This is a genomic window from Gimibacter soli, assembly GCF_028463845.1.
Lineage (GTDB): Bacteria > Pseudomonadota > Alphaproteobacteria > Sphingomonadales > Kordiimonadaceae > Gimibacter > Gimibacter soli.
This window is the reverse complement of the sequence record NZ_CP116805.1, coordinates 515,049-540,133: the sequence shown is the minus strand read 5'-3', so window position 1 is coordinate 540,133 and position 25,085 is coordinate 515,049. Positions and strand designations below refer to the sequence as shown.

The 25,085-nt window shown below is 62.8% G+C and carries 31 protein-coding genes; 11 read left to right on the top strand and 20 right to left on the bottom strand.

Annotation, left to right across the window (positions count from 1 at the left end; translation table 11 throughout):
• Positions 1-2: 2 nt before the first annotated feature.
• From PH603_RS02595 to hslV, 6 genes are read right to left on the bottom strand one after another with little or no spacing between them, the layout of a single operon-like run.
• Entirely contained in the window at positions 3-260 is a 258-nt protein-coding gene (locus PH603_RS02595; RefSeq protein ID WP_289504366.1) for a DUF6460 domain-containing protein, read from the bottom strand.
• The gene (locus PH603_RS02590; RefSeq protein ID WP_289504365.1) at positions 257-730 is read right to left on the bottom strand and encodes a hypothetical protein; all 474 of its coding nucleotides are present in this window, start codon (positions 728-730) and stop codon (positions 257-259) included. Before PH603_RS02590 ends, PH603_RS02595 begins: the two co-directional genes overlap by 4 nt.
• Before the next feature lie 31 nt (positions 731-761).
• On the bottom strand, positions 762-1,460 hold the full coding sequence (locus PH603_RS02585) for an EI24 domain-containing protein (protein ID WP_289504364.1): 699 nt from the start codon (positions 1,458-1,460) through the stop codon (positions 762-764).
• A complete protein-coding gene (locus tag PH603_RS02580) occupies positions 1,460-1,828 on the bottom strand; it encodes a histidine triad nucleotide-binding protein (RefSeq protein ID WP_289504363.1) in 369 nt (122 codons plus the stop codon). The genes PH603_RS02585 and PH603_RS02580 overlap by 1 nt, the downstream gene beginning before the upstream one ends.
• 21 nt (positions 1,829-1,849) lie before the next feature.
• Complete coding sequence (hslU, locus tag PH603_RS02575) at positions 1,850-3,160, bottom strand: ATP-dependent protease ATPase subunit HslU (RefSeq protein ID WP_289504362.1); 1,311 nt, start codon at positions 3,158-3,160, stop codon at positions 1,850-1,852.
• Between the two features lie 11 nt (positions 3,161-3,171).
• A complete protein-coding gene (gene hslV / locus PH603_RS02570) occupies positions 3,172-3,744 on the bottom strand; it encodes an ATP-dependent protease subunit HslV (RefSeq protein WP_289504361.1) in 573 nt (190 codons plus the stop codon).
• Positions 3,745-3,937: 193 nt separating this feature from the next.
• On the opposite strand from hslV, the gene hisB reads away from it, so the two are divergent.
• The 6 genes from hisB to PH603_RS02540 are packed head-to-tail and all read left to right on the top strand — an operon-like array spanning position 3,938 to position 8,070.
• Positions 3,938-4,537: an imidazoleglycerol-phosphate dehydratase HisB gene (gene hisB, locus PH603_RS02565; protein WP_289504360.1), complete on the top strand. Its 600-nt coding sequence runs from the start codon at positions 3,938-3,940 to the stop codon at positions 4,535-4,537.
• Positions 4,538-4,544: 7 nt separating this feature from the next.
• On the top strand, positions 4,545-5,201 hold the full coding sequence (hisH, locus tag PH603_RS02560) for an imidazole glycerol phosphate synthase subunit HisH (RefSeq protein WP_289504359.1): 657 nt from the start codon (positions 4,545-4,547) through the stop codon (positions 5,199-5,201).
• Positions 5,198-5,929 (top strand): 1-(5-phosphoribosyl)-5-[(5-phosphoribosylamino)methylideneamino]imidazole-4-carboxamide isomerase, encoded by a 732-nt coding sequence (hisA, locus tag PH603_RS02555; RefSeq protein WP_289504358.1) that lies wholly within the window; start codon positions 5,198-5,200, stop codon positions 5,927-5,929. Before hisH ends, hisA begins: the two co-directional genes overlap by 4 nt.
• Positions 5,929-6,690, top strand: a complete 762-nt coding sequence (gene hisF, locus PH603_RS02550; protein WP_289504357.1) for an imidazole glycerol phosphate synthase subunit HisF — start codon at positions 5,929-5,931, stop codon at positions 6,688-6,690. The genes hisA and hisF overlap by 1 nt, the downstream gene beginning before the upstream one ends.
• A 1-nt stretch (position 6,691) precedes the next feature.
• Positions 6,692-7,018 carry a phosphoribosyl-ATP diphosphatase gene (locus tag PH603_RS02545; RefSeq protein ID WP_289504356.1) on the top strand — a complete coding sequence of 109 codons (327 nt, stop codon included), beginning with the start codon at positions 6,692-6,694 and terminating at the stop codon, positions 7,016-7,018.
• Positions 7,015-8,070, top strand: coding sequence for a M23 family metallopeptidase (locus PH603_RS02540; RefSeq protein WP_289504355.1), 1,056 nt, complete (start codon positions 7,015-7,017; stop codon positions 8,068-8,070). Before PH603_RS02545 ends, PH603_RS02540 begins: the two co-directional genes overlap by 4 nt.
• Here the strand turns inward: PH603_RS02540 and PH603_RS02535 are convergent.
• The 5 genes from PH603_RS02535 to PH603_RS02515 form a co-directional block, all read right to left on the bottom strand.
• Positions 8,036-9,574 (bottom strand): YifB family Mg chelatase-like AAA ATPase, encoded by a 1,539-nt coding sequence (locus PH603_RS02535; RefSeq protein WP_289504354.1) that lies wholly within the window; start codon positions 9,572-9,574, stop codon positions 8,036-8,038. The genes PH603_RS02540 and PH603_RS02535 overlap by 35 nt on opposite strands.
• An 85-nt stretch (positions 9,575-9,659) precedes the next feature.
• Complete coding sequence (locus tag PH603_RS02530; RefSeq protein WP_289504353.1) at positions 9,660-10,016, bottom strand: helix-turn-helix domain-containing protein; 357 nt, start codon at positions 10,014-10,016, stop codon at positions 9,660-9,662.
• Entirely contained in the window at positions 10,013-10,642 is a 630-nt protein-coding gene (locus tag PH603_RS02525; protein ID WP_289504352.1) for a Smr/MutS family protein, read from the bottom strand. The genes PH603_RS02530 and PH603_RS02525 overlap by 4 nt, the downstream gene beginning before the upstream one ends.
• Positions 10,626-11,828 carry a murein transglycosylase A gene (gene mltA / locus PH603_RS02520; protein WP_289504351.1) on the bottom strand — a complete coding sequence of 401 codons (1,203 nt, stop codon included), beginning with the start codon at positions 11,826-11,828 and terminating at the stop codon, positions 10,626-10,628. Before mltA ends, PH603_RS02525 begins: the two co-directional genes overlap by 17 nt.
• A gap of 6 nt (positions 11,829-11,834) precedes the next feature.
• Positions 11,835-12,500 carry a Tim44/TimA family putative adaptor protein gene (locus PH603_RS02515; RefSeq protein ID WP_289504350.1) on the bottom strand — a complete coding sequence of 222 codons (666 nt, stop codon included), beginning with the start codon at positions 12,498-12,500 and terminating at the stop codon, positions 11,835-11,837.
• A gap of 107 nt (positions 12,501-12,607) precedes the next feature.
• Between PH603_RS02515 and PH603_RS02510 the strand changes: the two genes are divergently transcribed.
• Positions 12,608-13,060: an FxsA family protein gene (locus PH603_RS02510; protein WP_289504349.1), complete on the top strand. Its 453-nt coding sequence runs from the start codon at positions 12,608-12,610 to the stop codon at positions 13,058-13,060.
• A 124-nt stretch (positions 13,061-13,184) separates the two neighbouring features.
• The gene (gene secB / locus PH603_RS02505; RefSeq protein WP_289504348.1) at positions 13,185-13,724 is read left to right on the top strand and encodes a protein-export chaperone SecB; all 540 of its coding nucleotides are present in this window, start codon (positions 13,185-13,187) and stop codon (positions 13,722-13,724) included.
• A gap of 117 nt (positions 13,725-13,841) precedes the next feature.
• Here secB and PH603_RS02500 read toward each other — a convergent pair whose 3' ends face one another.
• Positions 13,842-14,510, bottom strand: a complete 669-nt coding sequence (locus PH603_RS02500; protein WP_289504347.1) for a DJ-1/PfpI family protein — start codon at positions 14,508-14,510, stop codon at positions 13,842-13,844.
• A gap of 114 nt (positions 14,511-14,624) precedes the next feature.
• On the opposite strand from PH603_RS02500, the gene PH603_RS02495 reads away from it, so the two are divergent.
• A complete protein-coding gene (locus PH603_RS02495) occupies positions 14,625-15,581 on the top strand; it encodes a GlxA family transcriptional regulator (RefSeq protein WP_289504346.1) in 957 nt (318 codons plus the stop codon).
• Positions 15,582-15,683: 102 nt separating this feature from the next.
• On the opposite strand, the gene PH603_RS16500 is transcribed toward PH603_RS02495, so the two are convergent.
• The 5 genes from PH603_RS16500 to PH603_RS02475 form a co-directional block, all read right to left on the bottom strand.
• Positions 15,684-15,875 carry a YegP family protein gene (locus tag PH603_RS16500; RefSeq protein ID WP_353507361.1) on the bottom strand — a complete coding sequence of 64 codons (192 nt, stop codon included), beginning with the start codon at positions 15,873-15,875 and terminating at the stop codon, positions 15,684-15,686.
• Positions 15,876-16,193: 318 nt separating this feature from the next.
• Positions 16,194-17,216, bottom strand: a complete 1,023-nt coding sequence (gene holA / locus PH603_RS02490) for a DNA polymerase III subunit delta (protein WP_289504345.1) — start codon at positions 17,214-17,216, stop codon at positions 16,194-16,196.
• A complete protein-coding gene (lptE, locus tag PH603_RS02485) occupies positions 17,213-17,719 on the bottom strand; it encodes an LPS assembly lipoprotein LptE (RefSeq protein WP_289504344.1) in 507 nt (168 codons plus the stop codon). Before lptE ends, holA begins: the two co-directional genes overlap by 4 nt.
• A 13-nt stretch (positions 17,720-17,732) precedes the next feature.
• On the bottom strand, positions 17,733-20,300 hold the full coding sequence (leuS, locus tag PH603_RS02480; RefSeq protein WP_289504343.1) for a leucine--tRNA ligase: 2,568 nt from the start codon (positions 20,298-20,300) through the stop codon (positions 17,733-17,735).
• A gap of 90 nt (positions 20,301-20,390) precedes the next feature.
• Positions 20,391-20,828 carry a DUF3576 domain-containing protein gene (locus PH603_RS02475; protein WP_289504342.1) on the bottom strand — a complete coding sequence of 146 codons (438 nt, stop codon included), beginning with the start codon at positions 20,826-20,828 and terminating at the stop codon, positions 20,391-20,393.
• A gap of 309 nt (positions 20,829-21,137) precedes the next feature.
• On the opposite strand from PH603_RS02475, the gene PH603_RS02470 reads away from it, so the two are divergent.
• Positions 21,138-22,007, top strand: coding sequence for a porin (locus PH603_RS02470; protein WP_289504341.1), 870 nt, complete (start codon positions 21,138-21,140; stop codon positions 22,005-22,007).
• Between the two features lie 3 nt (positions 22,008-22,010).
• On the opposite strand, the gene PH603_RS02465 is transcribed toward PH603_RS02470, so the two are convergent.
• On the bottom strand, positions 22,011-22,589 hold the full coding sequence (locus tag PH603_RS02465) for a thiamine phosphate synthase (RefSeq protein WP_289504340.1): 579 nt from the start codon (positions 22,587-22,589) through the stop codon (positions 22,011-22,013).
• A gap of 69 nt (positions 22,590-22,658) precedes the next feature.
• Here PH603_RS02465 and PH603_RS02460 point away from each other — a divergent pair, with 69 nt between their 5' ends.
• On the top strand, positions 22,659-23,324 hold the full coding sequence (locus tag PH603_RS02460) for a YggS family pyridoxal phosphate-dependent enzyme (RefSeq protein WP_289504339.1): 666 nt from the start codon (positions 22,659-22,661) through the stop codon (positions 23,322-23,324).
• On the opposite strand, the gene PH603_RS02455 is transcribed toward PH603_RS02460, so the two are convergent.
• Both PH603_RS02455 and ribA read right to left on the bottom strand, forming a co-directional pair.
• Complete coding sequence (locus PH603_RS02455; protein WP_289504338.1) at positions 23,321-23,851, bottom strand: L,D-transpeptidase family protein; 531 nt, start codon at positions 23,849-23,851, stop codon at positions 23,321-23,323. The genes PH603_RS02460 and PH603_RS02455 overlap by 4 nt on opposite strands.
• A 2-nt stretch (positions 23,852-23,853) precedes the next feature.
• On the bottom strand, positions 23,854-24,951 hold the full coding sequence (gene ribA / locus PH603_RS02450; RefSeq protein ID WP_289504337.1) for a GTP cyclohydrolase II: 1,098 nt from the start codon (positions 24,949-24,951) through the stop codon (positions 23,854-23,856).
• Positions 24,952-25,085: the final 134 nt, after the last annotated feature.

Sequence of the window (25,085 nt, the reverse complement as noted above, 5' to 3'; positions counted from 1 at the left end):
TATCAGCTTTTCGGGGGCCGTTTCAGTCCGGCCTTCAGGCGCAGAAGGATATAGACGGGAACAACGATGGTGGCACCAAGGAGCATGTAATTGAGCCCGTTACCGACCGTCCATTGCCACAAGCCGTTGAGCTTGTCACCAACCCAGCTGTAAACGTCGCCGGGGCTGAGGTCGAGCCAATAGAGAATGGCGCCGACAATCAGGCTCCAGACCGCCAGCTTGACGATCAGTCCGACATCGACTTTGGAGCCCGCACTCACCGGGAAACGGCCCTTGCGACGTTGTTTTCGCGCAGGAGATAGGCAAGGCAGGCGCCGACCTCGGCTTCCGAGCCATGCGGCGTGCGGGCGGCAAGGCTTGCAGCCTTCGCGTCACGGAAGACAACATCAAGGACACAATCATCACCTTCGAACAGCATCACGGTCACCGGGCCGTCGTTGCGCACAAGGCCGGGTTCGCCGATCACGCCTTCCACATCACGGGGGCCAAGGCCCAGAAGCCGGTCAGGCGAGAAGGGCGGCGTGAAGGATTCTTCCGTCAGGTCGCCCGTTTCCACTGCGGCGATCTGCGGCGCATCCTTCATGTTGCTTGTTGCCATGCGCGGGCCCTTGGGCTCCTCGGGCGCGGGATCAACCGCTGCCACGGGGGCAGGCGCCTGGGTTGTCGCTTCGGTGCAGGCAGCCACAAGAAGAAGGGCAAAGGGCAGGGTGAGGGCGGAAAAACGAACCATCGTCGTCAACTACTTTCAGGTCACTGTCTGGTCATGCCTCGGCGGATGGCATCCCGCCATCCTTTTCGGCCAGCATCTGCACGATATGTGTCATCACTGCGGCCCCGAGAATCGGCGCCAGTATATTGAAAATCGGCACAATGAACAGGCCCGCGATAGCGACCCCGCCTAAAAAGATGCTGCCGCCCGCCCGCTTGCGGAACGCAGTGGCAGCACGGCCCGCTGCATGTCGTTGAATGACAAGATCATAATATTCGCGCGACAGAAGAAATCCGTTGAGCGCGAGATAGAGCGCCAGGGTGCCAAGCCCCCCGGTGGAGAACAGAAGGATCATATAGGGCACGAAGGCGAGAAGGTTCAAAAGAACCATCAGCGCCATGAGCTTGAGGCTCGCCCAGACGGTTTCAGGAATGCCCACCGGCCGGGTGCCGACCCGGGCGGGATAGTGCCGCCTTTCCACCGCCGTGCAGATCTGGTCTGCAAAAAGGCTCATCACCGTGACGGCGATGGCCGGGAACAGGAACCAGATGGACAGGAGCGACACGGCAACATACCCGCCAGCGTCGATCCATTCATAGCCGGATTTATAGTCGGCCGGCCAGAAAACCCAACCGGCATAAAGCGTTCCGCCAAGGACCGCCGCCGAGACCACAATCCCGAGAAGGAAGAGCCGACGGAAGACCGGATCGTCAAACTGGCCGAGCGAGCGGGTGAGGGCGGTGACCAGCATCAGTCAATCGAATGGACAAGCATGGGGCCAAGCGGACGCCCGCCGAAGATATGGATATGCAGGTGCGGCACTTCCTGATGCGCGTTGGTGCCCGCGTTGGCGAGGATGCGGTAGCCAGGCTCGACAAGCCCCAGATCCTTCGCCACCGTGCCAACGGCCCGGAAGAAACCGGCGATCAGGTCAGCCGGCGCATGCGCCGTGAAATCCGCCATCGAGACATAGTCACCCTTCGGGATCACCAGCACATGGATCGGCGCCTGCGGGTTGATATCGTGGAAGGCGAGGGCGAACTCGTCCTCATACACCTTCTTCGCCGGTATCTCACCGCGCAGGATCTTCGCGAACACATTGTTGGTGTCATAGGCCATAGCCTGTCCTCCCGCCTGTCCTTAAAGGATGAATTTCTTCAGGTCCCCGGCTGTCGCCGCCTCGCCGATATTATCACGCACATAGGCCGCATCCACCTTCACGGTTTGGCCGCTCATGTCCGCTGCTTCGAAGGAAACGCTTTCGAGAACCTTTTCCAGAACCGTATGAAGCCGCCTTGCCCCGATATTTTCAACCGTTTCGTTGAAATGGGCCGATACGCGCGCAATTTCGGCGATACCGTCTTCGGTGAAATCGAGGTTCACCTCCTCGGTGCCCATCAGCGCCACATACTGGCGGATAAGGCTATAGTCGGGTTCGGTGAGGATGCGTTTGAAATCCTCCTCGGAAAGCGCCGAAAGCTCCACCCGGATCGGCAGGCGGCCTTGCAGTTCAGGCAGCAGATCCGACGGCTTGGCGATATGGAAGGCGCCGGACGCGATAAAGAGGATATGGTCGGTTTTCACCGCGCCATGCTTGGTCGCGACCGTTGTACCCTCAATCAGCGGCAGCAAGTCGCGCTGCACGCCCTCGCGGGAGACATCGGCGCCGCGCACTTCGGCCCGGGCACAAATCTTGTCGATCTCGTCGAGGAAGACGATGCCGTTCTGCTCGACCGTTGCCACCGCCTCGCGGGTCGTGGCTTCCTGGTCGACAAGCTTGTCGGCTTCTTCGCCCATCAGCACGTCATAGGCTTCCGAAACCTTCAGCTTCTTGCGGGTGGTGCGCGCGCCTCCCATCGCCTTGCCGAGTATGTCGGAAAGATTGATCATCCCCATCGAGGCGCCGGGCATGCCGGGGATTTCAAAGGTCGGCATGCCGCTGCCGGTATCGGCCACGTCCAGCTCGATTTCCTTGTCGGCAAGCTCGCCTTCGCGGAGCATCTTGCGGAACTTCTGGCGGGTTGCCTCGCCGGCGCCGTCACCGACGAGCGCATCAAGCACACGTTCCTCAGCCGAAAGCTCGGCCTTGGCCGCCACCTCAGCGCGCTTCTTGTCGCGCACCATCAGGATCGCGACTTCCACCAGATCGCGCACGATCTGCTCCACATCGCGGCCAACATAACCGACTTCGGTGAATTTGGTGGCCTCGACCTTGATGAAGGGCGCATCGGCCAGCTTGGCGAGGCGGCGCGAAATCTCGGTCTTGCCTACACCGGTCGGCCCGATCATCAGGATATTTTTCGGCAGCACCTCGTCGCGCATCGCGCCTTCAAGCTGCTGGCGCCGCCAGCGGTTCCTCAGCGCCACGGCAACGGCGCGCTTGGCATCCTTCTGGCCAATGATGAAACGGTCGAGCTCGGAAACGATCTCGCGGGGGGAAAAAGCTGTCATGGAAGGTATCCTTATGCCTCGGCCTGCGCGTTCGGCAGTTTTTCGAGGACGATATTATGGTTCGTATAGACGCAGATGTCGGCGGCGATGCCCATGGCGCGGCGGGCGATTTCCTCGGCCGTGAGGTCAAGGTCATAAAGCGCGCGGCCGGCGGCGAGGGCATAATTGCCGCCCGACCCGATGGCGACAACGCCGTGTTCGGGCTCCAGCACATCGCCGTTGCCGGTGACGACAAGGCTGACGGTTTCATCAACCACGATCATCATGGCCTGCAACTGACGCAGATATTTGTCAGTCCGCCAGTCCTTGGCGAGTTCGACCGCAGCGCGCGCCAGCTGGCCGGGGAAACGTTCGAGCTTGGCTTCCAGCCGCTCGAACAGCGTGAAGGCATCGGCGGTGGCACCAGCGAAACCGGCAATCACCTTGCCGCCCGCCAGCGTGCGCACCTTGCGGGCATTCGCCTTCATCACGGTATCGCCGACCGAAACCTGGCCGTCGCCCGCGATGGTCACCGTGTCGCCCTTGCGCACGGAGATGATCGTTGTGGCATGCCAGCCCGGAAATTTGCTGCTGTCGTGGGTCATTCGGGATAGGGTCCTTCGTGTGTGTTTTCCCCGATATATGGGGCGCCCCCTTCGCTTGCAAGGGCAGGGGGCGGGCGAGAGATGCTTATGGGCGGCGAAACAATATGTTTCCCATAGGCTTACCAGATGGGCTTTCGCACCTGCAAAACCGGTGTTAAAGAGAGGCACCCTGATATCCGGAGGACAGTATCCGATGCGTACGGCAGTGATCGATCGCAACACGAATGAAACAAAGATCAGCGTGAAGCTGAATCTTGATGGCAAAGGCCAGTATGAGGTGAAAACCGGGATCGGTTTTCTGGATCATATGCTGGAGCAGCTGTCGCGCCATTCGCTGATCGACCTGACGCTCGCCTGCGAGGGTGACCTGCATATCGACGGGCACCACACGACCGAAGACTGCGGCATCGCCATCGGCATGGCCTTCAAGAAGGCGCTCGGTGACATGAAGGGCATCACCCGCTATGCCCACGCCTATATCCCGATGGATGAAACGCTGACCCGCGTGGCGCTTGATATCTCGGGGCGGCCCTTCCTTGTGTGGAAGGTGAATTTCCCGCGCGAGAAAATCGGCGAAATGGATACCGAGCTTTTCGAGGAATTTTACCGCGGCTTCGCTTTCGCGGCCGGCATCACGCTGCATGTGGAAAACCTCTACGGCGTGAACAGCCACCATATTATCGAAAGCTGTTTCAAGGGTCTCGCCCGCGCGCTGCGTGACGCGCTCGAGATCGATCCGCGGAAAGCCGATGCCATCCCTTCGACCAAGGGTACGCTGGGCGGCAGTCTCTGAGGCTCCTATGACGGAACGACTGGTACTGATCGACTACGGCTCTGGCAACCTCAGGTCCGCCGAGAAAGCCTTGGTGCGCGCTGCCAATGAAGCTGGCCTCGATATCGAGGTAGCGGTAAGCGCCGATGCCGAGGCCGTCCGCAAGGCTGACCGCGTGGTCCTGCCGGGTGTTGGCGCCTTTGGCGATTGCCGCCGGGGCCTTGACGCTGTGGCGGGCCTCAAGGACGCGCTCGATGAAACCGTGCAGGGGCGGGGCAAGCCCTTCCTCGGGATTTGCGTCGGCATGCAGCTCACCGCGCGTGAAGGCCATGAACACGGCGTGCATCCGGGCCTTGGCTGGCTTGATGCTACCGTCGGCCCACTGACGCCGGCGGACAAAAGCCTGAAAATCCCCCACATGGGCTGGAACGAGCTGGCGCTGACCGGCGCCGGGGAAGGCCATCCTGTCGCCCGCGTCATCACGCCCGGCGATCATGCCTATTTCGTCCATAGCTACCATATGACGGTGGCGGACGAACGTGCCCTTCTCGCCACCTGCGACTATGGCGGGCCGGTCACTGCGATTGTCGGCCAGGACAACTTTATCGGCACCCAGTTCCACCCTGAAAAGAGCCAGGCCGTCGGCCTGAAATTCCTGACCGCCTTTCTGGAGTGGCGCCCATGATCAATATCTATCCGGCCATCGACCTGAAAGACGGCGCCTGCGTGCGGCTTTACAAGGGCGCGATGGACGCCGCGACCGTTTTCAACAAGGACCCGGCAGCCCAAGCCGCCGCCTTTGTCGCAGCCGGCTGCAACTGGCTGCATCTCGTTGACCTGAACGGCGCCTTCGCGGGCACCCCGGTCAACAAAAAGGCCGTCGATGATATCCTGTCCGCGATCAGCGTGCCCGTGCAGCTGGGTGGCGGTATCCGCGATCTGGCCACCATGGAAGCCTGGATCGATGCCGGCATCACCCGCCTGATTCTCGGCACGCTCGCCGTGAAAGACCCCGCCCTTGTGAAAAAAGCCTGCCGTGCCTTCCCCGGCCGTATCGCTGTCGGTATCGACGCACGGGCTGGCCGGGTTGCGGTGGAAGGCTGGGCGGAGACGAGCGAGCTTGGCGTCATTGACCTCGCCAAACGGTTCGAGGATGCCGGTGTCGCCGCGATCATTCACACGGATATCGACCGCGACGGCACACTTGAAGGTGTCAATGTGGCCGCTTCTTCGGAGCTTGCCGCTGCGGTGTCGATCCCCGTCATCGCCTCGGGCGGGGTGAAAGACCTTGATGACATCCGCGCCGTCGTCGCCGCCGGCAATCTTGACGGGGTTGTCACCGGCCGCGCGCTTTATGATGGCGGCATGGACCTGAAAACAGCCCTGAAGATCGCCTGCGAGGGGGATGCCTGATGCTGAAGGCCCGCGTCATCCCCTGCCTTGACGTGAAGGACGGCCGCGTCGTCAAGGGTGTCAATTTCGTCGGCCTGAAGGACGCCGGCGACCCGGTGGAGCAAGCCCGCATCTATGATGCTGCCGGCGCCGACGAACTGACCTTCCTTGATATCACCGCGTCCCACGAGCGCCGCGATATCCTTCTGGACGTTGTTGCGCGCACCGCAGAGGCCTGCTTCATGCCGCTGACGGTGGGTGGTGGTGTGCGCACCGCCGAAGACGTGCGCCGCCTGCTGCTGGCGGGCGCCGACAAGGTTTCGCTGATGACCGCGGCGGTGAACAATCCGTCCGTGATCGGTGAGCTTTCCGAGAAATTCGGCGCCCAGTGCATCGTGGTGGCGGTGGACGCCAAAAAGGTCGGCCACGACAAGTGGGAAGTCTTCACCCACGGCGGCCGCACCGCCACGGGCCTTGATGCCGTTGAATATGCGAAAGAGGCCGCACGGCTGGGCGCTGGCGAGATCCTTCTCACCTCCATGGACCGCGACGGCACCAAGGACGGCTTCGATCTCGATCTCGTTCGCAAGGTGTCCGATGCCGTCAGCGTGCCCGTGATCGCTTCGGGCGGCGTCGGCAATCTTGATCATCTTGTGGAAGGTATCCGCGACGGCCATGCTTCTGCTGTGCTTGCAGCCTCGATTTTTCATTTCGGGGACTATAGTATCGCTGAAGCCAAGGCCCATATGAGGGCCGCTGGCATCGCCGTGCGGGAGTCCTGAGATGAAAACGAGCGCCGCCACCTTCGTGGCCCTGGCAGAGACGATCGAGGCCCGCAAGGGTTGCGATCCGAAGGCGAGCTATGTCGCCAGCCTCTTTGCCAAAGGACGGGCCAAGATCGCCCAGAAGGTAGGGGAAGAAGCCGTCGAAACCGCAATGGCGGTGGCAGCCGGCGACGACAAGGCCCTCGTTTCCGAAAGTGCGGACCTGATGTTCCACCTGATGGTGCTTCTGTCGGCGCACGGCCTGAGCCTCGACGATATCGCCGCCGAGCTTGCCCGGCGCGAAGGCCTTTCCGGCCTCGTCGAGAAGGCGAACCGGGCTCCATGAAAGGGGCGGTCCTCCGCTCTTCCCTGATTGCGCTTCTTCTGGCGCTGGGTAGCGGCCCGGATGCCGGTGCCGCCCTTTTCGGCTCGCGCAAACCACAACTCGATTTCCCGCTTGATTGCACACTCGGCAAGGATTGCTGGATCACCCGCTATATGGACCGCGGCCTTGGCAGCACGGTTTCCGACCATGCCTGCCGCCGCCGCAGCGAAGACGGCCACAATGGCACCGATATCGCGGTTTCAAGCTTCACCCGCCTGCGCGCCGGGGTTGGCGTGCTGGCAGTGGCAGATGCAACGGTCGAGCGTGTGCGCGATGCCATGCCCGACCGCAAGGTGACGGCTGACGAGCGCGACGATATCGCCGGGCGCGAATGCGGCAACGGCCTAGTCCTTGACCTTGGCCGTGACTGGCAGGTGCAATATTGCCATCTGCGCGAGGGCAGCCTGCGCGTGAAGCCCGGCGACAAGGTGAAGGCTGGCGATTTTCTGGGCGAGATGGGCGTTTCGGGCCTCACCGAATATCCCCATCTGCATATCACCGTGCGGCACATGGGGGTGATCGTCGATCCGTTCGGGGGCGGCGCCATGGAAAATGGCTGTGACCGGCGCGGCCCCAAGCCGCAGCTGTGGCGCCAGCCGATCACCGAACCCTCCATCGTCCTTCTACCCCCCACCTTCAGCGCCAAACCGCACACAAGGGCAAGCCTCTGGGAGCCGACGGCTGCCGAACTTGGTACCGATGCCCCGGCGCTGATCCTCAATGGCCGCGCCTTCCATGCCCGCGTGGGCGACACATGGGATATCCGCCTGATTGACCCCAAAGGGGGCGTCGTGATGGAAAACCGCACGAAGATCGAGCAGGACCGCCAGCTGCAATGGCGCTACGCCGGGGTGCGCCGCCCGCCAAACGGCTGGATGCCCGGCCTGTGGCGCGGCGAGGTGATGGTCACGCGGGATGGCTATCCGCCCAGCCGCAGCAGCATCACCATCGTAATTCAGGATCGGCCCATGGCGAGCCTCAGCGCACCGCAGCCAGCACCGCCTGCGGATTGAGCCGGCGGTAGGAAAGCGCCTCGGCCACGTCTGCTGCCGTCACGGCATCGCGCCCGGCGAGATCGGCCAGTGTGCGTGCAACCCGCAGCACCCGGTGATAGCCCCGCGCACTCAGCCGCATCTGGGTAACTGCCTGTTCCAGCAGTTTGCGACCCTTTTCATCGGGTGCGGCCACAGTTTCCAGAAGCTGGCCGTCCGCTTCGGCATTGGTGCGCACCCTGGCCACCGGATCGAGCCGGGCGTAACGATCCAGCTGCGCCTGCCGCGCTGCCGCCACCCGCGCCGCCACATCAGCCGAGCTTTCGGCGGGCGGCGGCAGGGTGAGATCAGCGGCGGAAACAGCGGCAACCTCGATCATCAGGTCCATCCGGTCATAAAGCGGGCCGGATATCTTGGCCTGATAATCCGCGCCGCATTTGGGCGCCCGGCTGCAGGCCATGCTTTCGTCACCCAGATACCCGCACCGGCAGGGGTTCATCGCGGCGATAAGCTGGAAGCGGGCAGGATAGGACACATGCGCCTGCGCACGGGCGATAACGGCGCGGCCGGATTCCATCGGCTGGCGCAGGGCTTCGAGCGTGCCACGGGCAAATTCGGGCAGTTCGTCAAGGAACAGCACACCGGTATGGGCCAGCGAAACCTCGCCGGGTTTTGCGCGCGTACCACCACCGATCAAGGCCGGTTGGCTGGCTGTGTGGTGCGGGTTTCTGAAAGGCCGGGTGCGCGAAAGCCGCCCGTCGGTCAGCTCACCCGCAATCGAGGCAATCATGCTGACTTCGAGCGCTTCGCCGGACGAGAGCGGCGGCAAAAGCCCCGGCAGGCGCGCGGCAAGCATCGATTTGCCCGACCCCGGCGGCCCGATCATCAGGAGATTGTGCCCGCCAGCAGCTGCGACCACAATTGCACGCTTGGCGCTCTCCTGGCCTTTAATATCTCGCAAGTCCGGCACCGGCCGGTCATCCAGCAGGATTTCGGCCTTCGGCGGTTCCAGAAGCCGTGTTCCGCGCAGGTGATTGATGAGGCTCATCAAGTCATGCGGCGCGACAATTTCGCTTGACCCTGCCCATGCCGCCTCAGGCCCGCAGGCGCCGGGGCAGACAAGGCCTTTTTCTTCCGACCCTGCATGGATTGCCGCCGGCAGCACACCGGGCACAGCCCGCACCGAGGCATCAAGCCCCAGTTCCCCCATAGCCATGAAACCTTCAAGGCTGTCGGACGGCAACACCTGCATGGCGAGCAGAAGCCCGAGCGCGATGGGCAGGTCGTAATGGCTGCCTTCCTTCGGGATATCGGCGGGCGACAGGTTCACCGTGATACGTTCAGGCGGCAGCGAGAGGCCAATGGCGGTGAGGGCCGCCCGCACCCGTTCCCGCGCTTCGCTCACCGCCTTGTCGGGCAAGCCGACGACCGTAAAAGCCGGCAAGCCGCCTGATATCTGCACCTGCACATCGACGGTCCTGCCCTCGATCCCCTCGAACGCCACCGTCTGCACCGTTGCAACCATGCGCCTGCCCCCCGCGTCTGCCGTGTAGGACTGCAGCTTAGGGTTAGGAAAGGGCACGTGGCAAGCGTGTTTGTTTCCTGTTTGTTCAGTCGCCCCGGTCGACGATCTTCAGGATCGCGTCAAGCTCGGCGCCCGTTAGGCGCGGTAAACGCTTGGCAAGAAGGTTGGCGAGCCGGGTGGCGCGTTCGTCCATACCGCTTGTATCGATGGTCACACGGGGCTTCGATACCTGCGCCAGTTTGGTGAGCGCCTCGGCGTCATCCCAGATGAGGCCGAAATGATGGATCACCTTCTGCAGGAAAGGCCATGAGGGCGCGCCGCGCTTGCCATGTTCAAGCGCGGAAAGATAAGCAGGCGTCACCTGCAGGGCGGCTGCCATCTCAGCCTGGCTTTCGCCGCGCGCAGCCCTGAGTTCCCGCAATCTTTCCCCGAACGGCGTCATGCCTCGTCCCCCGTCTTTCGCCGGCTGCCCGGCAGGCGTTTGCGCAAGCGTATATAGAAGGCGCCGTCGCCGCCATGCTCGTCTGCCGCCGGGCCGTAGCTTTCAACGAAGGGGCGCAATTCACCGCTTTCAAGCCACAGGGGCAACATGCGGCGAAGCACCCCGCCATGTTGCTCGAAATCCTCGCGGCGGCGGAACATGGCGGGCAAGGCGCCAATCTGGTTGAAGCGCGCGCCGCCCTTGCCGGTAACCACAAGAAGCGTCTTGTCGCCCCGGCGGATGGCGCCTTCAATGGCCCCTTTGAGTGCATTATAGGCGCCGTCCTGCGTCATGCCGTGCAGGTCCAGCGCGCGGTCCACATCGGTATGGCCCTTGGCGATGCGGCGGCGGGTCTTGCGGTCAATGCCGGGCGTTGGCGCGGGGCCGCCTTCGCGGAACCATTCATCCGGCAGGCGGTCGGCGCCGCGGTCGGGTACATCGGGGCGGCGGGGGCTTAGCGGTGGCGGCTTGGGGCGACCCTTCAGGGGGCGCACGCTGGCGGCCAGTGCCTCCCAGAGGGTCGCGTCCTCACCCGTCAGTTCAGGCGGGGCGGCGGGCTTCCTTGGCCGTTTACGACCGCCCGGCATCGGGGCCGATCCCGTTCGGCAGCAGCAGCCAGAAACGGCCCTTGGCCGCCATATGGCCTGCAACAATCGTCGCGTCCTCGCCAGAACCCCAGTAAACGTCGCCGCGGATCTCGCCGCGGATCGCCCCGCCCGTATCCTGCGCCACCATCAGGCGGTTGAAGGGAAGGCTCTCATTTGGTGCTTTTGGGTCAGGCTGGCTGGCGGACAGGAAAACAGGAGCGTGCAGGGGCAGGTGGCTGCGATCCACCGCCAGCGAACGGCCACCTGTGAGCGGCACACCCGCCGCCCCCACGGGCTCCTGATCGACCGGCAGGTCGCGGAAGAATACGAAAGAAGGGTTGGCCTCCATCACCCCGGCGGCTTCGTCCGGGTGGGCGCGCAGCCAATCCTTGATCGCAGGCATCGACATCTTTTCACGCGGGATTTCACCGCGTTCGATCAGGATACGACCGATGGCGACATAGGGGTGGCCGTTTTGGGCTGCATAACCGACCTTGCGGAGGCTGCCATCCGGCATCTGGACGCGGCCGGAGCCCTGGATATGCAGGTTGAAAGCCTCAACGGCGTCATCGACCCACAGAAGCTCGAGCCCGCGACCATTGAGCGCGCCCTTGTTGATATCGGCGTGGGAGGCATAGGGCACCAGCTGCCCGTCCTTCACCTCGCCGGCGATCCGCTCCCCCTTCAGGCTGTCCCGGAAAAGGCCAAGATTGACCATCACGAGCTCGGGCGGGCGCACATAAAGGGGCACATTATAGGTTTCGGAAGGCGTCTCGCTGCCCTTCAGGAAAGCCTCGTGATAGCCGGTGAAAAGCCCGGCCGGGTTACCGGCAAGGGTAACGGCAAAGGGCGTGAAATTGGCCTCGATGAAAACACGCAGCGTTTCAGTATCAGCCCCTTCAAGGGTCAGGAGCGCACCACAGACCGGCTTCCAGTCTGCCGCCGTGCCGCCAATGGCAGCACCGGGGATGGCGCGGCTGTCAGGCAGGGTCAGGATACGCTTGCAGCTTTCGGCGAGCGCCGGCCAGGCGTCCTTCGTCTGGTCAGCATCCCAACCCGGCAGGTCGCTGTAGGCTACAGGGGCGAAGCGCAGGCCCCGCTCGGGCGGGCGCAGGAAAAAGGCAAGCGCCAGCGGCAGGGCCACCAGCGCCAGAAAAGCCAGAAGCTTCAGGAAACGCCCCGCCATGGCAGGTCAGCCGGCGCGGGTCGCGACGAGGCTCCAGGACGGATCGCGCGATTTCAGGTCGCGGGCGAAGGTCCAGTTGTCGTTCACGACAACGCTGTCCGACAGGTTGCCTTCGATGGCCTTGCCGTCCTTGTCGCGGGTGACTGCAATGATTTCAGCCGAGAAATGGACGGTGATTTCAGCCGTCTTGCCCTCAAGGCGCGCTTCAACGATATCGGCAGCCGTTACGTCAAGAAGACGGTTATCAAGCTTGTGGCCCGCTTCCTCGCGCGCTTTCAGCGCCCCGTCAAACTGGTCGAAAACGGCGGGCGACAGATAGTTTTTAAGCGTGTCACGGTCACCGGCCCAGAAGGCCTCGAGGATCATCGGATAAGCCTGCGCCGCACCGTTCAGGAACTGCGCGGGGCTGAAATGGCTGTCCAGCCGGCGCATGGCATTGAAGGCCGACGCAAAGCGCGGATCGGCAGCTTCGGCCTCGGCAGGGGCTGCATAATCGGCATCGTCAACCGGGCGGCCCTGCAGGTCGACCACGCGGTCAGACCCCGCGGCGCGCGGGTGCGGGTTCGACGGCGGCAAGGGTTCATTGCCGGTCTTGTTGCCCAGTTCGCCCCTCAGGCGCAGGAAAATGAATCCGGCCACCATGGCAAGGATGATGATGTCGAAAATTTCCATGTATCGTGTTCCAGGTCGACCCAGCAGAGTTTTTAAAGCGCCAAACCATTGAAGGCAGCGCCCATGATCCCCTAATAGATAGGAGTGTTGAACGAAAAGAACAAGCGATGGGTTGGATTCTCCTCATTCTTCTGATCGGCCTGCCGGTGGCGGAGCTGACTGTATTGATCGACGTGGGCGACGAAATCGGCGCCTTGTCGACCGTTGGCCTTTGCATCCTGACGGCTGTTGTCGGCCTTGGCCTTGTGCGCCATCAGGGCATAGGGCTGATGCTGGACATGCAGCGCGCCGCCGCTGACGGACAGCCCGTGGGCGCCACGCTCGTGCATGGTGCCTTCCTCCTGGTTGCCGGTTTCTGCCTGATGATCCCGGGTTTCCTGACAGACGGCCTCGGTTTCCTTCTCCTGATCCCGCCGGTGCGCAGTGCGCTGATCAAGGTGGGTGCTGCCGGATTGATGGTCCGCCCGCGGGGTGGATCAGGCCGGGTCATTATCATCGAGGGCGAAGTGGTTTCCGAAAAGGACGACACCACCCCGCCACGCCCTATCGACAAATTGTGAAATTGCCGGAAAGCCCGGAATTCCGGGTTGTTCCCCCCTTCAAACCGTGCTAGCCGTGTCCCCCGAAAACGATCCCGGGTGGCCATCGAAACCGGCGGCGCCCCAAATAGGAAACGCACTTACCATGGCCGACAATGTTTTCGAGAACGACCAGAACCCGCTGAGCGGTCCCGCCCCGGATGGCGCCGACATGCCGCAGGTTGGCGTGATCACCCAATATGTGAAGGACCTGTCCTTCGAAAACCCGAATGCCCCGGCAAGCCTGCAGAACATGACCGCCGCCAAACCGGCGATCGATGTGAATGTGAATGTGGGCGTGCACCGGCTGGGTGACGACGTTTACGAGGTGGAACTGAAGATTTCCGCCACTGCCAACAACACGCTCGAAGACGGCAAGAACCAGGTCGCGTTCGCTGTCGAGCTTGTGTACGGCAGCCTTTTCGGCCTCCGGAACGTGCCCGAGGAAGCGGTTCGCGCCTTCCTCCTGGTGCAGGCCCCGATGCTGATGTTCCCGTTTGCCCGTCGCATCATTGCCGATGCGTCGCGCGATGGTGGCTTCCCGCCGCTGCTGCTTGAGCCGATCAATTTTGAAGCCCTGTACCGGGCTCAAATGGCCCAGGAACAGCAAGGCGCAGAAGAACCGACCCCGGAAACCCTGAATTAAGAGCAACAACCTCTCCAGAGTCCGGGAGCGGAAAGCTCCGAAGTGCGGGCCGGCTGCAATCCATGAGGTTGCAGCCGGTTCGTCTTTTTTAAAGGCTGTCGTGAGCCAGGTCGAGGGTCAGGCGAATTCCGCCGCGCGCTTGAAACGCGTGTCGAGCCGGTCCTGCATGGCGGCCAGCACCGCATCGGTGATCTCTTTGTCCGCCACGTCCGGATGGCCGCTGTTGAAGGGCGGCGCCGGATCATATTCAAGGCCCAGCTGGATCATCTTGGCTGCCGTTTCGCCGACAAGCGCCGCCGCGACTGTGAGGCCGAAATCGATCCCCGCCGTTACCCCGCCGCCGGTGATGCGGTTGCGGTCGGTCACCACCCGGCCCTTGGTCGGCACCGCGCCGAAATGGGCGAGAAGCGGCAACGACGTCCAGTGACTGGTCGCCTTGTAGCCGTCCAGAAGCCCGGCAACGCCAAGGATCAGGGACCCGGTGCAGACCGAGGTCACATAATCCGCCTGTGCGGCCTGCCGGCGCAGGAAATCGATGGCAGCCGCATTCTCGTAAACGCTTTCCACATGCGGCCCGCCGGGCACGCATACAACATTCAGCGCCGGGCAATCGTCATAGGTAACGGTGGGTAGCAGCCGCAGGTGCGTGTCTGCCGTGATGGGGTCAAGGCTGTCCGCCACCAGGTGCACCCGCGCACCCGGCACACGGGATAGCACTTCAAAAGGTCCGGCAAAATCCAGCTGGGTCATGCCGTTGAACAGCAGAAATCCGATTTCGATGGTCATGGTTTTTCTCCTTCGTGTCGTGTCTCGGTTTTTTGTGCCCCTATCCTAGGCTTGATCGTGATTGTCTGATATGACACATTATGTGTATTTTCTGCCAAACTGGAGAGGGCGCCCATGCGCACCATTGTGATCGTCGGCTTCGACCGCGCCCAGATTCTGGATATCACCGGCCCGGCGCAGGTCTTTGCCTCGGCAAGCGAACTGTCCCCGCAGCCGCAGTATCGGGTGTTGCTCGCGAGCCTTGAGGGCCGCGAGATTGCCACGACCGCCGGGCTCACCCTGCAGGCCACACCGCTGGATGAAATCAACCCAGAGGACGCCGACACCGTCCTGATTTCAGGGGGGCATGGGGCCGAAGAAGCCGCGAACGATGCCCGCCTGCAAGCCTTTGTGCGAAAGGCGGCTGGCTGTGCGCGACGGTTGGGGTCCGTTTGCACCGGCGCCTTCATTCTGGCCGCTGCCGGGGTGGCCGAAGGCAAGCGCCTTGCCACCCACTGGCGCTGGGCCAGACGCATGCAGGAGCTATATCCGGCGGTCAGTGTCGATGCCGACGCACTTTATGTGCAGGACAGCGATCTCTGGTCCTCTGCCGGGGTGACAGCGGGCATCGATATGTGCCTGGCACTTGTGGAAGCCGACCTTGGCCGCGACCTCGCCATGAAGGTCGCGCGCGGCCTTGTGGTTTACGCCCGCCGGCCGGGCAGCCAGAGCCAGTTCAGCACGCTTCTGAAGGGTCAGGTGAAATCCGCCGGCAGCTGCGGTGCCATCATCAGCTGGATGGCCGACAATCTGGCCGGTCCGATCAATGTGAGCGATGCCGCCGCCCGCGCCGGCATGAGCGAGCGCAGCTTCCACCGTCATTTCGTGAAGGAAACCGGCGACACACCGGCCCGGTATCTCGAGCGCCTGCGGCTTGACGCCGCCCGTAGCCTGTTGGAAGGCCCCGGCCTGCCGCTGAAGGCTGTCGCTGCCCATTCAGGCTTCGGCACCGCCGGACGGCTCATTCAGGCATTCGAACGCCGTTTCGGCATGAGCCCGACGGCCTACCGGCAACTCCACGGGCAGGGGTGAGCCTGCCGCGTCAAATTTGGATATATCCAAAGGTGGGAATGATCGAAAAAAACCCAGATGCGGACCGGCTGTACCACACACAGACACAGCCGGCCCATATGATTAGTCGTAATAGTAAATTTGGTCGTCCTTGGAGTTTTTGACCAAATTGATGCTATGAGTACAATCGCTACGATTGTGATAGCTTTCACTACTCCTCGCGATCTCTTCTTTATTTTTGGCGTAGTATATCCAATACCACTGACCGCTAGCATCTTTTCGTTGTTTGTAACACGGGTATGTGACGTCAGCCATTTTGGCCTCCTTTATTCGTCAGCTTCGCCTCGTGTCTGCCTTGACCCCTGAGAAGTTTGGGGTAGAATTTCCCTGTCGAACGCCTTTGACCGCGGGCAGACACCTATATTGCGGTTTATAGTGGCTGCGGTCTCGTACACCGCAGCCACTACATCTTGGGTCAGCATCGATTTTTTATACAGAATGTTGAAGTGTCAACCGCACTTTGCTGGTAGACAATTAGTTAATTGAATCTTAACGGTAATTTAGAGGAAGCTAAGTTATCCACAGGCGTGACCAGCGCTAACACGTTGTAACGAATCGGCTTTTCCGCCTGATTTACCGCGCCGCTTTGGCGAGGCGCAGGCAGGCGCGGGCGCAGATAACCTCCGCCGGGTTGCCGGTGGTTTTGCACTCGAGATCGGCTTCGATGAGGATATCGAGCGCCTGTTCGATCTTCCGGGCGGTCCAGCGGGCGAGATCGGCGGTGAAGACCGGTTTTTCGAAGAAAATGACGGGCGGGCGCAGGCGTTCCACCGCTTCGGCGGGGCCCAGATTCTGTTCTGTCATCAAGGCACGCGCATAATGCAGGCGCATCAGGCGGCGAGAGAGCAGCAGGAGGATCGCGATGGGGCTTTCACCGGCGATCCAGGCGCGCTCCAGCCCCGTTTCCAGCTTTTTCATGTCGCCCGCAGTCACAGCAGAGGCAATCTCATGCAGTGCGAAGGCCGCCGTGTCGCCCACGCAGGCGCGGGCATCATCCAGCGTGATCTCGCTTTTGTCATTGCCCTTATAAAGGACAAGCTTGTCGAGCTCCCCGCGCGAAACGGCACGGTCCCCGCCCAGGTTTTCAATCAGATAGGCCATCGCATCGCGGCTGGCGCGAAGCCCGGCAGCGGACAGCACTTCCTGCACAAGGCCCGAGAGATCGCGGGCATTATCCTCATAGCAGGCGATGGCGAGCGCATCCTTGCCGCCCTCAACCGCCTTGCGGAGCGACGAGCCGCCATCAAGGTCCCCCGCCGTGATGAGGAGAAGCCCGTCACCGCGCGGGTCGGCCAGCACCAGTTTCACCGCGTCTGTCATGTCGTTGCCGGCACCTTCAAGGCGCACAAGGCGGCGCCCGCCAAGCATCGAGATGGCCGACATTTCATCAACGAGAAGCGACGGCGTGGCCTTCACCGTCGCATTATCGGGGCGGGCAACCTGGAAAGGATCGGAAAGATCGGGGGCAATCTGCTTGCCGATGCGGGTGGCGCGTTCACGCGCGAGGCCCTCGTCCCGGCCATACACCAGCACGACCCGAACCCCGGCCGGCAGCGACCGGCAAACGGCTTCGATGTCGCGGGGTGCAACCTTCATTGGCCGGTCTTTTCCTTGTCCTTCTGATTGAAATAGAGGGCAAGGCGGCGGTGGATACGCTCGGCAAGTTCAAAGGCGAGGCGGCGGGCGGCATCTTCCCGCTCGGCGACCGTCGCATAATCCGACAGCACAAGATCGTAAGACGTGCGGGCACGCAGGGTATCCTCGATCACCGGTGTGTCGGTGCCGATGGGGGTGAGGCGGATGGCGGCCGTCAGGATCATCTGTTCCTGCGTGGCGGCGGCGTCCGAGCGGATACCGAAGCCTTCGGTTTCGGTGTTCAGCACCACATCCAGCCGGTAATCGCTGCCCTCGCCCGAACCCATCCGTTCGATCAGGCGGTTGCGCATCTCCTGCCCCAGCCGGTCGGCAATCGGGCCGACCTCGACACCCGCGATCCCGCCACGCACCGCCCCGTCAGCACCACCTTGATAGAGCGGCTGGAAACCGCAGGCAGCGGTCAGCAGGGCGGCGGCAAGGGCGAAGACGGGGGCAAGGCGCATGGGTCAGAGGCTCCTAGTTCGCAACGATATTGACAATACGGCCCGGCACGACGATGACCTTGCGGACGGTGACGCCGTCAAGGAACCTGGCGACCTTGTCGTTCGCCAACGCCACCTTCTCGACCTCGTCCTTCGGCATATCCTTCGCCACATCGATCGTGTCGCGGGTTTTGCCGTTCACCTGCACCGCAAGCGTGACGGTATCGTCCACGACAAGTGCCTTGTCGGCAACCGGCCACGGCGTATCGGCCAAAAGGGTCGTGTGACCGAGCTTGGACCACAGTTCCTCGGCAATGTGCGGCATCATGGGGCCAACCAGCTGCACGAGGATTTCGCAAGCCTCGCGCACGGCTTCAGCTGCACCCTCGCCTTTGGTATCGGCGCCAAGCGCATTGGCGAACTCGTAAAGCCGCGCCACTGCCTTGTTGAAATGCAGGGCCTCGATATCGCCGGTCACGCCGTCGATCGTTTTATGGGCGGCCTTGCGAAGCGCCAGCGCGCTCTCCGACAGACTCGCCGGCATCGCGGCACCCTTCGGCGCCATCGTCTCCAGCGCCCCGGTCACCAGCCTATGCAGGCGCTGCGTGAAGCGCCATGCGCCTTCGATCCCGGCTTCGGTCCAAAGGAGATCGCGCTCCGGCGGGCTGTCCGACAGCATGAACCAGCGGGCGGTATCGGCGCCGTACTGGTCGATGATGTCGTCGGGATCGACCACGTTCTTCTTCGATTTCGACATCTTCTCGACACGGCCCTCAACGACATCAAGGCCGTTGTCGGTGCGGTAGAAGGTGCCGTCCTCGCGCGACTGCACAAGCTCGGGGAAAACCCACTGGCCGGTTGTGTCCTTGTAGGTGGCGTGGTTCACCATTCCCTGCGTGAAGAGGCCTTCAAAGGGTTCGGTGATGCCAACACGGCCAACCTTGTGGAGCGCACGGGTGAAGAAGCGGGCATACAGAAGGTGCAGGATCGCATGCTCGATCCCGCCGATATACTGGCGCACCGGCATCCAGCTGTCGGCGATATCCTTGTCGAACGGCACGTCATGGCGTTCGGGCGTGCAGAAGCGCAGGAAATACCAGCTGCTGTCCACGAACGTGTCCATCGTGTCGGTTTCCCGGCGCGCGGGCTTGCCGCACGAGGGGCAATTCACATGCTTCCAGGTGGGGTGATGTTCAAGCGGGTTGCCCGGCCGGTCGAAGCTCACATCTTCCGGCAGTTTCACCGGCAGGTCGCTCGCCGGCACCGGCACGGCGCCGCAGGCTTCGCAGTGGATCACCGGAATCGGCGTGCCCCAGTAGCGCTGGCGCGAAACGCCCCAGTCGCGCAGGCGGAAGTTCACGCGGCGCGTGCCCCAGCCATCGGCCTCCGCCTTGTCGATGATCATCGCCTTGGCAGCCGAAGCTTCCATGCCGTCCATGAAGCAGCTGTTGATCATCACGCCGGGGCCCGTGTAGGCCTCGTCGCCAACCGTGAAGGTGGCAGCGTCGCCGTCCGCCGGCATAACGACCGGCACGACCGACAGGCCGTATTTGCGGGCGAAATCGAGGTCGCGCTGGTCGCCCGACGGGCAGCCGAAAATGGCGCCGGTGCCATATTCCATCAGCACGAAGTTGGCGACATAGACAGGCAGCTTCCAGCTGCTGTCCAGCGGATGGATCACATGAAGCCCGGTGTTGTAGCCACGCTTTTCCGCTTTCTCGAGCGCTTCTTCGCTGGTGCCGGTCTGGCGGCATTCGGTGATGAAGGCTGCGAGCTCGGCATTCTCTTCAGCGAGCTTCGCGGCAATCGGATGGTCAGCCGAAATCGCGCAGAAGCTGGCGCCGAAAAGCGTGTCCGGACGGGTGGTGTAAACCGGCAGGTCTTCGCCGGTTTCATCGACCTTGAAGGTGAACTCGAGGCCTTCCGAACGGCCGATCCAGTTTTCCTGCATCAGGCGGACTTTATCGGGCCAGCGGTCAAGCGTCTTGAGGCCGTCAAGGAGCTCGTCGGCGAAATCGGTGATCTTGAGGAACCACTGGCTGAGCTTGCGGCGCTCGACAAGCGCACCCGAACGCCAGCCGCGGCCATCGATCACCTGCTCGTTCGCGAGCACAGTATTATCGACCGGATCCCAGTTCACCCAGCTTTCGCGGCGGTAAACGAGGCCGGCTTCAAGGAAATCGAGGAAGATGCGCTGTTCCTGCCCGTAATATTCGGGGTCGCAGGTCGCGATCTCGCGGTCCCAATCGATGGCGAGGCCAACCTGTTTCAGCTGGGCACGCATGTTGGCGATATTGTCGTAGGTCCAGTCGGCGGGGTGGACCTTGCGTTCCATCGCGGCGTTTTCAGCCGGCATGCCGAAGGCGTCCCAGCCCATCGGATGCAGCACTTCAAAGCCGCGCGCACGGCGGAAACGGGCAACCACATCACCAAGCGTATAGTTCCGCACATGGCCCATATGGATGCGGCCCGACGGGTACGGGAACATCTCAAGCACATAATATTTGGGCTTGCTGCTGGTGGAATCGGTCTTGAAGCTGGCGCGGTCTGTCCAGACCTTCTGCCATTTCGCTTCGGTTGCCTTGGCATTGTAGCGCGACATGATATTCACTCGGATAGTTGAAGGGTCCGGCCATGCCTGACGTGCGGCATGTCCCGGACCCGGAAAATTCTTGGTAGTGTGCGTCCGCCCTTAGCGGACAGTACCGACCTTCAGGGTCCGGGCCTTGGCGAGGATCGATTCCTCGATCGTCAGCGCCGTCGAGGCCTGCACCGGCACCGCCACCCAGTTGCCGCCCTGATCGGCTTCCCGCACAACGCTGACCTTGATGCCGTCGGAACGCAGGTCTTCGCTGAGGAAACGCACCATCACCTTCACCCGCTCGCTCGGGGTGGCGGGATCGGTCTGCCAGCCGGTCAGGATCACGGCTGCAGCCGGGTCGGCCTTTTCAATCGGCATGAAGGACAGGGTTTCAAGCGTGGCTTGCCACAGGTAACCATTGACGCCAAGCGCCGTGGTCCGCGCCTCGATCTTCTGCGCGTCGACTTCGTCGCCACCGCCGAAAATGCCGCAGGCTGCGAGCATCATCGAAGCCACTGCCACCATGCCAAACCGCACCAATCGAATCATACCTGGGTTCCCGTTCTTCGCTATCGTTCCAGCGGCATAGACATGCCCAAAATGGGACTTGCCGCCATGCTCCTTGGCCTTATAGCGGCCTCACCGCCCCCTGACCAGCCAGAAAAGCGGACAAACAGTGGCCTCCGGGTCACAGCCAGTATTTATTAACGCCGCCCTCTTGCCCTCGCACAAAAATCGTCCTTACCTTAAAGGGACATGGGCGGTTAAAGCGTATCAACGGATATGCCGCGTGTACCCCCATGGGTTCCAGGGCCGTGTGTGGGCCGAGGTGCCCCTTCGTGTTTCGAGGAACGAACAATGAAACGACTGACCAGGACGGGAATGGCACTTCTTGTTGCCGCGCTTGTCTCTGCTCCCTCCGGGGCAGAGGACAGTACCCGTTTTGAATCGAACGGTTTCCTTGAAAGCCTCGATCTCTTCATGGCCGAACATATGGCCTGGCTGAAGCCTGTGCCGCGCGACGGCAGCGCCGAAGGCCTGAAGGAACTGGAACTGAGCCTGCGCCAGAACGACAACGGGCAGCAAAAAGGCTTCTTCTATCTGCAGGAAAACGCCGCCCCGATAGGCAGTGGCCGTACTTCCAGCGATATTCCCGATTTCTCCTCGCTGCTGGCACCTTCGGGCACGCAGGGCGTGAACCGCCTGCCGCTGGCGGGTGCGGACAGCAACCTGACCCTTTCCTTCGGCAAGGACAAGGCTGACCCGGCGTTCCGTCTTGGCTTCTCCGGCAGCTACCGGATCGAGGGTGACCGCCGCGTGGCCGCAACCGATGCCTTCGGGTTTGGCGTCAGCCCCGGCGAGGAACGCATCGAATCCGGCCTCAGCCTTGGTTTCGGCGGCTTTGCCATCGACGCCGCCATGCTGCAGGTTACCGATCATGCCGCTGGCCGCTCGACCGGCTATGACGTCGGCTTCTCGTGGCGCCAAGGGGCCTTCGCGACCCGCCTTTCGCTCAGCGAATACAAGGCCGGCGCCGACCTGATGGGCATCGACAATGCCGCGCGCGACGTGCTGGCCGTCGAGCTTGGCGCGTCTTACCGGCTGACCGAGCGGATCGGCGTGCAGGGCGGCGTGCGTTATCTCGATTATTCGAGCCGCATCGTGGCAACGCCCTTCTCGGCCGAAAGCGAGCAGATGGTCTTCCTTGGCGGCCAGTTCCGCTTCTAGGGCCTAATTCCAACCATCCATCATGGCGATAGCGGCAAGGGGCAGCCCCCTCAGCCTGCCTGCGTTTGCCTTTTTCACGCCGCCAAGTGCGGCGAACCTAACACCTGCCCCGCGCACGAGCCGGGCAAGCCGGTGGACCCCGAGCGTGCGGGCACCCGGATGGCTGCGTGTTTCAAAAACCGGGGAGACAAGTGCAAGGTCCACCCCGCGCAACCGGGCGAAATGGAGCGCGCGTCGGCTGTGGGTCGCAGCCGTCAGCAGCCCGCGCCAGCTCGCCGGGCGACGATAGAGCTGATATTCCGGCAGGTGGAGGCCGTCAGCCTTCACCGCACGGGCCAGACGCGCATCACCTGCGACGATGAGTGGCAAGTGCCGCTTCCGGCAGGCGCTGGCGAGGCCACGTGCATACGCGGCCCGGTCCACCGCATCATAATCGCGGTAGAGGACAAACGCGCCGGCAGGCAGATGGCGAATGATCGAAAGCGGATCAGCGCCGCGTCCGCGGTCTGCGATATAGACGGCAACGCACACCCCGGCGCGGCGGCAAATCTGATGGCGGACTGGCGTGAAGGGCTTGACCATGACGGCCTCATACCACATAGCTCCCTGAAGCCTCCAGCCCCCGAATAGCTGCCACGACAAGGACAGGACATGAGCACGTCTGTTGCCGATAATCTCGCCCAGGTCTCCAAAGACATCAGCCGCATGTGCCGCCATGCCGGTGCACCCGACGTGCAGCCACGCCTGATTGCAGTTTCCAAGATGCAACCAGAAGACCGGGTCGTCGAGGCACTTGAGGCCGGCCACCGCGTTTTCGGCGAGAACCGCGTGCAGGAGGCCGAGGGCCGCTGGCTCCCCCTCAAGGAACGTTTCCCGGATGTAGAGCTGCACCTGATCGGCAGCCTGCAATCGAACAAGGCGAGCGATGCCGTTGCGCTGTTTGACGAGATTCACAGCCTTGACCGCATCAAGCTCGCCGACGCCCTGAAGAAGGAAATGGATGCGCAGGGCCGCCAGCTGCCCGTCTATATTCAGGTGAATACCGGCCGCGAGGACCAAAAGGGTGGGGTCTCGCTTGAGGAACTGCCCGGCCTTCTCGCCCACGCCCGCGAGATCGGCCTGAATGTTGTTGGCCTGATGGTGATCCCGCCTGTGGACGATGACCCGACCCTACATTTCGCGCTTCTGAAAAAGCTGGCTGCCCGCCACGGCCTCGCACGGCTATCGATGGGTATGAGCAGCGATTTCGCGCTCGCCGCCGCGATGGGGGCAACCGATGTGCGCGTCGGCACCGCCATTTTCGGCAACCGGGCCTAAAGCCGCCCGATCCGGAAAAGGTCGTCTGGCGCAACTAACCGGAGGAGCGAGCGCAAGGCGCTTGCCTCGAAGGCGACACAGCCTTGTGTCGGCACAAAGCCGGGTTCCACCACATGCACAAAGATGGCGCTGCCCTTGCCGGGCACAGGCGGTGCATCATTGTGGCCAAGCACGAGGATGAGGTCATAGCGGGCATCATCCCGCCACAGCTTCTCGTGCGAAGCACCGGTCGGCAGGCGCACGAGCCGGTTATAATCGGGGCTTTCAGGGTCATCGCACCAGCCGAGCGTCGGGTTCAGCGCCATCACCGGCAAGCGGGTGACCGGCGCTGCTTCCTTGTCAGGCCGGTAGAAAACCCGGCGCAGCGCATAGGTGCCAGCAGGTGTTGCGCCGTCGCCCTCCGTCTTGTCAGCTTCCGGTACCACGCCCGATCGGCCGAGCGCGCACGGCGCCTTCAGGAGCGGACCGGAGAGCTGCCCTTTGGTGGCATCATCAGCCGAGGGCGTGACGGTCCAGACCTGTGGCATGATCAGAGCATATGGCCGGTGCGCGACTTTTTGGTCGCGAGATAGCCGACATTATGAGGGTTCGGCGGAAAGGCATGCTGGACCCGCTCAGTGACCTCGATCCCGAAACGGCCGAGGGCGGCGACTTTTTCGGGATTATTGGTCATCAGGCGCACGGTCGAGAACCCGAGGCTTTTCAGCATTTTAGCCGCCGGCGCAAAGACGCGCTCGTCGACATCAAACCCGAGCCGGGTGTTGGCGTCGACCGTGTCATAGCCCTGATCCTGCAGCGAATAAGCCTTCAGTTTCGAGATAAGCCCGATGCCCCGGCCTTCCTGCGCGAGATACAGCACAACGCCGCCGCCGGCTTCGCCAATTGCCTTGATGGCGCCGCGCAGCTGTTCGCCGCAGTCGCATTTGAGGCTACCGAGAAGATCGCCCGTGAAGCATTCGCTGTGAAGCCGCGCCAGCACCGGTGAATGGCGGGAAGGGTCACCCACCACAATCGCGATATGCTCGATCCCGCCCGACAGCGGCCGGAACGAGACAAGCTCGGTCTTTTCAGCGCCCGCGAGCGGCACCAGGGCACGCGCCACGATCCTGAGGGCACTTGCCTGCGACAGGTCAACCGCCAGCACGGCATCCGCATTCGCCACCAGCCAGCCTTCGCGGGCAGCAACGGTGGCAGCGTCGTCAATTTCAGCCGCAAGGGCCGCAGGCAACAGCCGCGCCCATTTCAGGAGCTTCAGGGCCGCCCGGTCGGTGTCCGTGTCCGGGTGATCGATCCGCGTGAACGGGCCCTTGAGCGGCGAGGCAAGATCGAGCGTCGGGTCGGCAAGGGCCGCAAGATCGGCACTTTCCATCCAGCCGGGGCGCTTCAGGCGCACCACGGGCCAGCCCTTGTGGCCGACCTTCAGGACTTCGGCACGTTGGCCTGTCACCATCAGGAAGCCGGTGCCGGCCACCGCCTCGAACGCGTCAAGCGCCGGGCCGTTTGCAAGCTCCAGCGGCAGAAGTGCCAATCCCTTGCCATCCGCGCCCGCCACCACGACCGGCAGGCCGCGCCGCAAATCGTCGGCGGCCCGGTTCACAGGCGTCAGGTTGTCACGAAAATCGAGCATGGGCTAAGGCTTCACTCATGGGCATTGCACGGGAACCTGTTGTGTCATACGGCGCGATGCCAATCAAACATTTGTGAGCAAGTTTGACTGTTGCCAATCTGCCGCCACTTTATAGAGGACCAAAGCTCGGGCAT

Bases quoted from the DNA above. Each gene is read 5' to 3' on its own strand.
- PH603_RS02530 (WP_289504353.1), bottom strand. From the start codon at position 10,016: ATGACGCCGTTCGGGGAAAGATTGCGGGAACTCAGGGCTGCGCGCGGC.
- PH603_RS02455 (WP_289504338.1), bottom strand. From the start codon at position 23,851: ATGCCACAGGTCTGGACCGTCACGCCCTCGGCTGATGATGCCACCAAA.
- hslV (WP_289504361.1), bottom strand. From the start codon at position 3,744: ATGACCCACGACAGCAGCAAATTTCCGGGCTGGCATGCCACAACGATC.
- hslU (WP_289504362.1), bottom strand. From the start codon at position 3,160: ATGACAGCTTTTTCCCCCCGCGAGATCGTTTCCGAGCTCGACCGTTTC.
- lptE (WP_289504344.1), bottom strand. From the start codon at position 17,719: ATGCGCCTTGCCCCCGTCTTCGCCCTTGCCGCCGCCCTGCTGACCGCT.
- PH603_RS02540 (WP_289504355.1), top strand. From the start codon at position 7,015: ATGAAAGGGGCGGTCCTCCGCTCTTCCCTGATTGCGCTTCTTCTGGCG.
- PH603_RS02545 (WP_289504356.1), top strand. From the start codon at position 6,692: ATGAAAACGAGCGCCGCCACCTTCGTGGCCCTGGCAGAGACGATCGAG.
- hisH (WP_289504359.1), top strand. From the start codon at position 4,545: ATGACGGAACGACTGGTACTGATCGACTACGGCTCTGGCAACCTCAGG.
- PH603_RS16500 (WP_353507361.1), bottom strand. From the start codon at position 15,875: ATGGCTGACGTCACATACCCGTGTTACAAACAACGAAAAGATGCTAGC.
- hisB (WP_289504360.1), top strand. From the start codon at position 3,938: ATGCGTACGGCAGTGATCGATCGCAACACGAATGAAACAAAGATCAGC.
- PH603_RS02525 (WP_289504352.1), bottom strand. From the start codon at position 10,642: ATGCCGGGCGGTCGTAAACGGCCAAGGAAGCCCGCCGCCCCGCCTGAA.
- PH603_RS02580 (WP_289504363.1), bottom strand. From the start codon at position 1,828: ATGGCCTATGACACCAACAATGTGTTCGCGAAGATCCTGCGCGGTGAG.
- PH603_RS02495 (WP_289504346.1), top strand. From the start codon at position 14,625: ATGCGCACCATTGTGATCGTCGGCTTCGACCGCGCCCAGATTCTGGAT.
- PH603_RS02585 (WP_289504364.1), bottom strand. From the start codon at position 1,460: ATGCTGGTCACCGCCCTCACCCGCTCGCTCGGCCAGTTTGACGATCCG.
- PH603_RS02470 (WP_289504341.1), top strand. From the start codon at position 21,138: ATGAAACGACTGACCAGGACGGGAATGGCACTTCTTGTTGCCGCGCTT.
- PH603_RS02515 (WP_289504350.1), bottom strand. From the start codon at position 12,500: ATGGAAATTTTCGACATCATCATCCTTGCCATGGTGGCCGGATTCATT.
- PH603_RS02535 (WP_289504354.1), bottom strand. From the start codon at position 9,574: ATGGTTGCAACGGTGCAGACGGTGGCGTTCGAGGGGATCGAGGGCAGG.
- ribA (WP_289504337.1), bottom strand. From the start codon at position 24,951: ATGCTCGATTTTCGTGACAACCTGACGCCTGTGAACCGGGCCGCCGAC.
- PH603_RS02510 (WP_289504349.1), top strand. From the start codon at position 12,608: ATGGGTTGGATTCTCCTCATTCTTCTGATCGGCCTGCCGGTGGCGGAG.
- mltA (WP_289504351.1), bottom strand. From the start codon at position 11,828: ATGGCGGGGCGTTTCCTGAAGCTTCTGGCTTTTCTGGCGCTGGTGGCC.
- PH603_RS02500 (WP_289504347.1), bottom strand. From the start codon at position 14,510: ATGACCATCGAAATCGGATTTCTGCTGTTCAACGGCATGACCCAGCTG.
- holA (WP_289504345.1), bottom strand. From the start codon at position 17,216: ATGAAGGTTGCACCCCGCGACATCGAAGCCGTTTGCCGGTCGCTGCCG.
- PH603_RS02460 (WP_289504339.1), top strand. From the start codon at position 22,659: ATGAGCACGTCTGTTGCCGATAATCTCGCCCAGGTCTCCAAAGACATC.
- hisA (WP_289504358.1), top strand. From the start codon at position 5,198: ATGATCAATATCTATCCGGCCATCGACCTGAAAGACGGCGCCTGCGTG.
- secB (WP_289504348.1), top strand. From the start codon at position 13,185: ATGGCCGACAATGTTTTCGAGAACGACCAGAACCCGCTGAGCGGTCCC.
- PH603_RS02590 (WP_289504365.1), bottom strand. From the start codon at position 730: ATGGTTCGTTTTTCCGCCCTCACCCTGCCCTTTGCCCTTCTTCTTGTG.
- leuS (WP_289504343.1), bottom strand. From the start codon at position 20,300: ATGTCGCGCTACAATGCCAAGGCAACCGAAGCGAAATGGCAGAAGGTC.
- hisF (WP_289504357.1), top strand. From the start codon at position 5,929: ATGCTGAAGGCCCGCGTCATCCCCTGCCTTGACGTGAAGGACGGCCGC.
- PH603_RS02475 (WP_289504342.1), bottom strand. From the start codon at position 20,828: ATGATTCGATTGGTGCGGTTTGGCATGGTGGCAGTGGCTTCGATGATG.
- PH603_RS02465 (WP_289504340.1), bottom strand. From the start codon at position 22,589: ATGGTCAAGCCCTTCACGCCAGTCCGCCATCAGATTTGCCGCCGCGCC.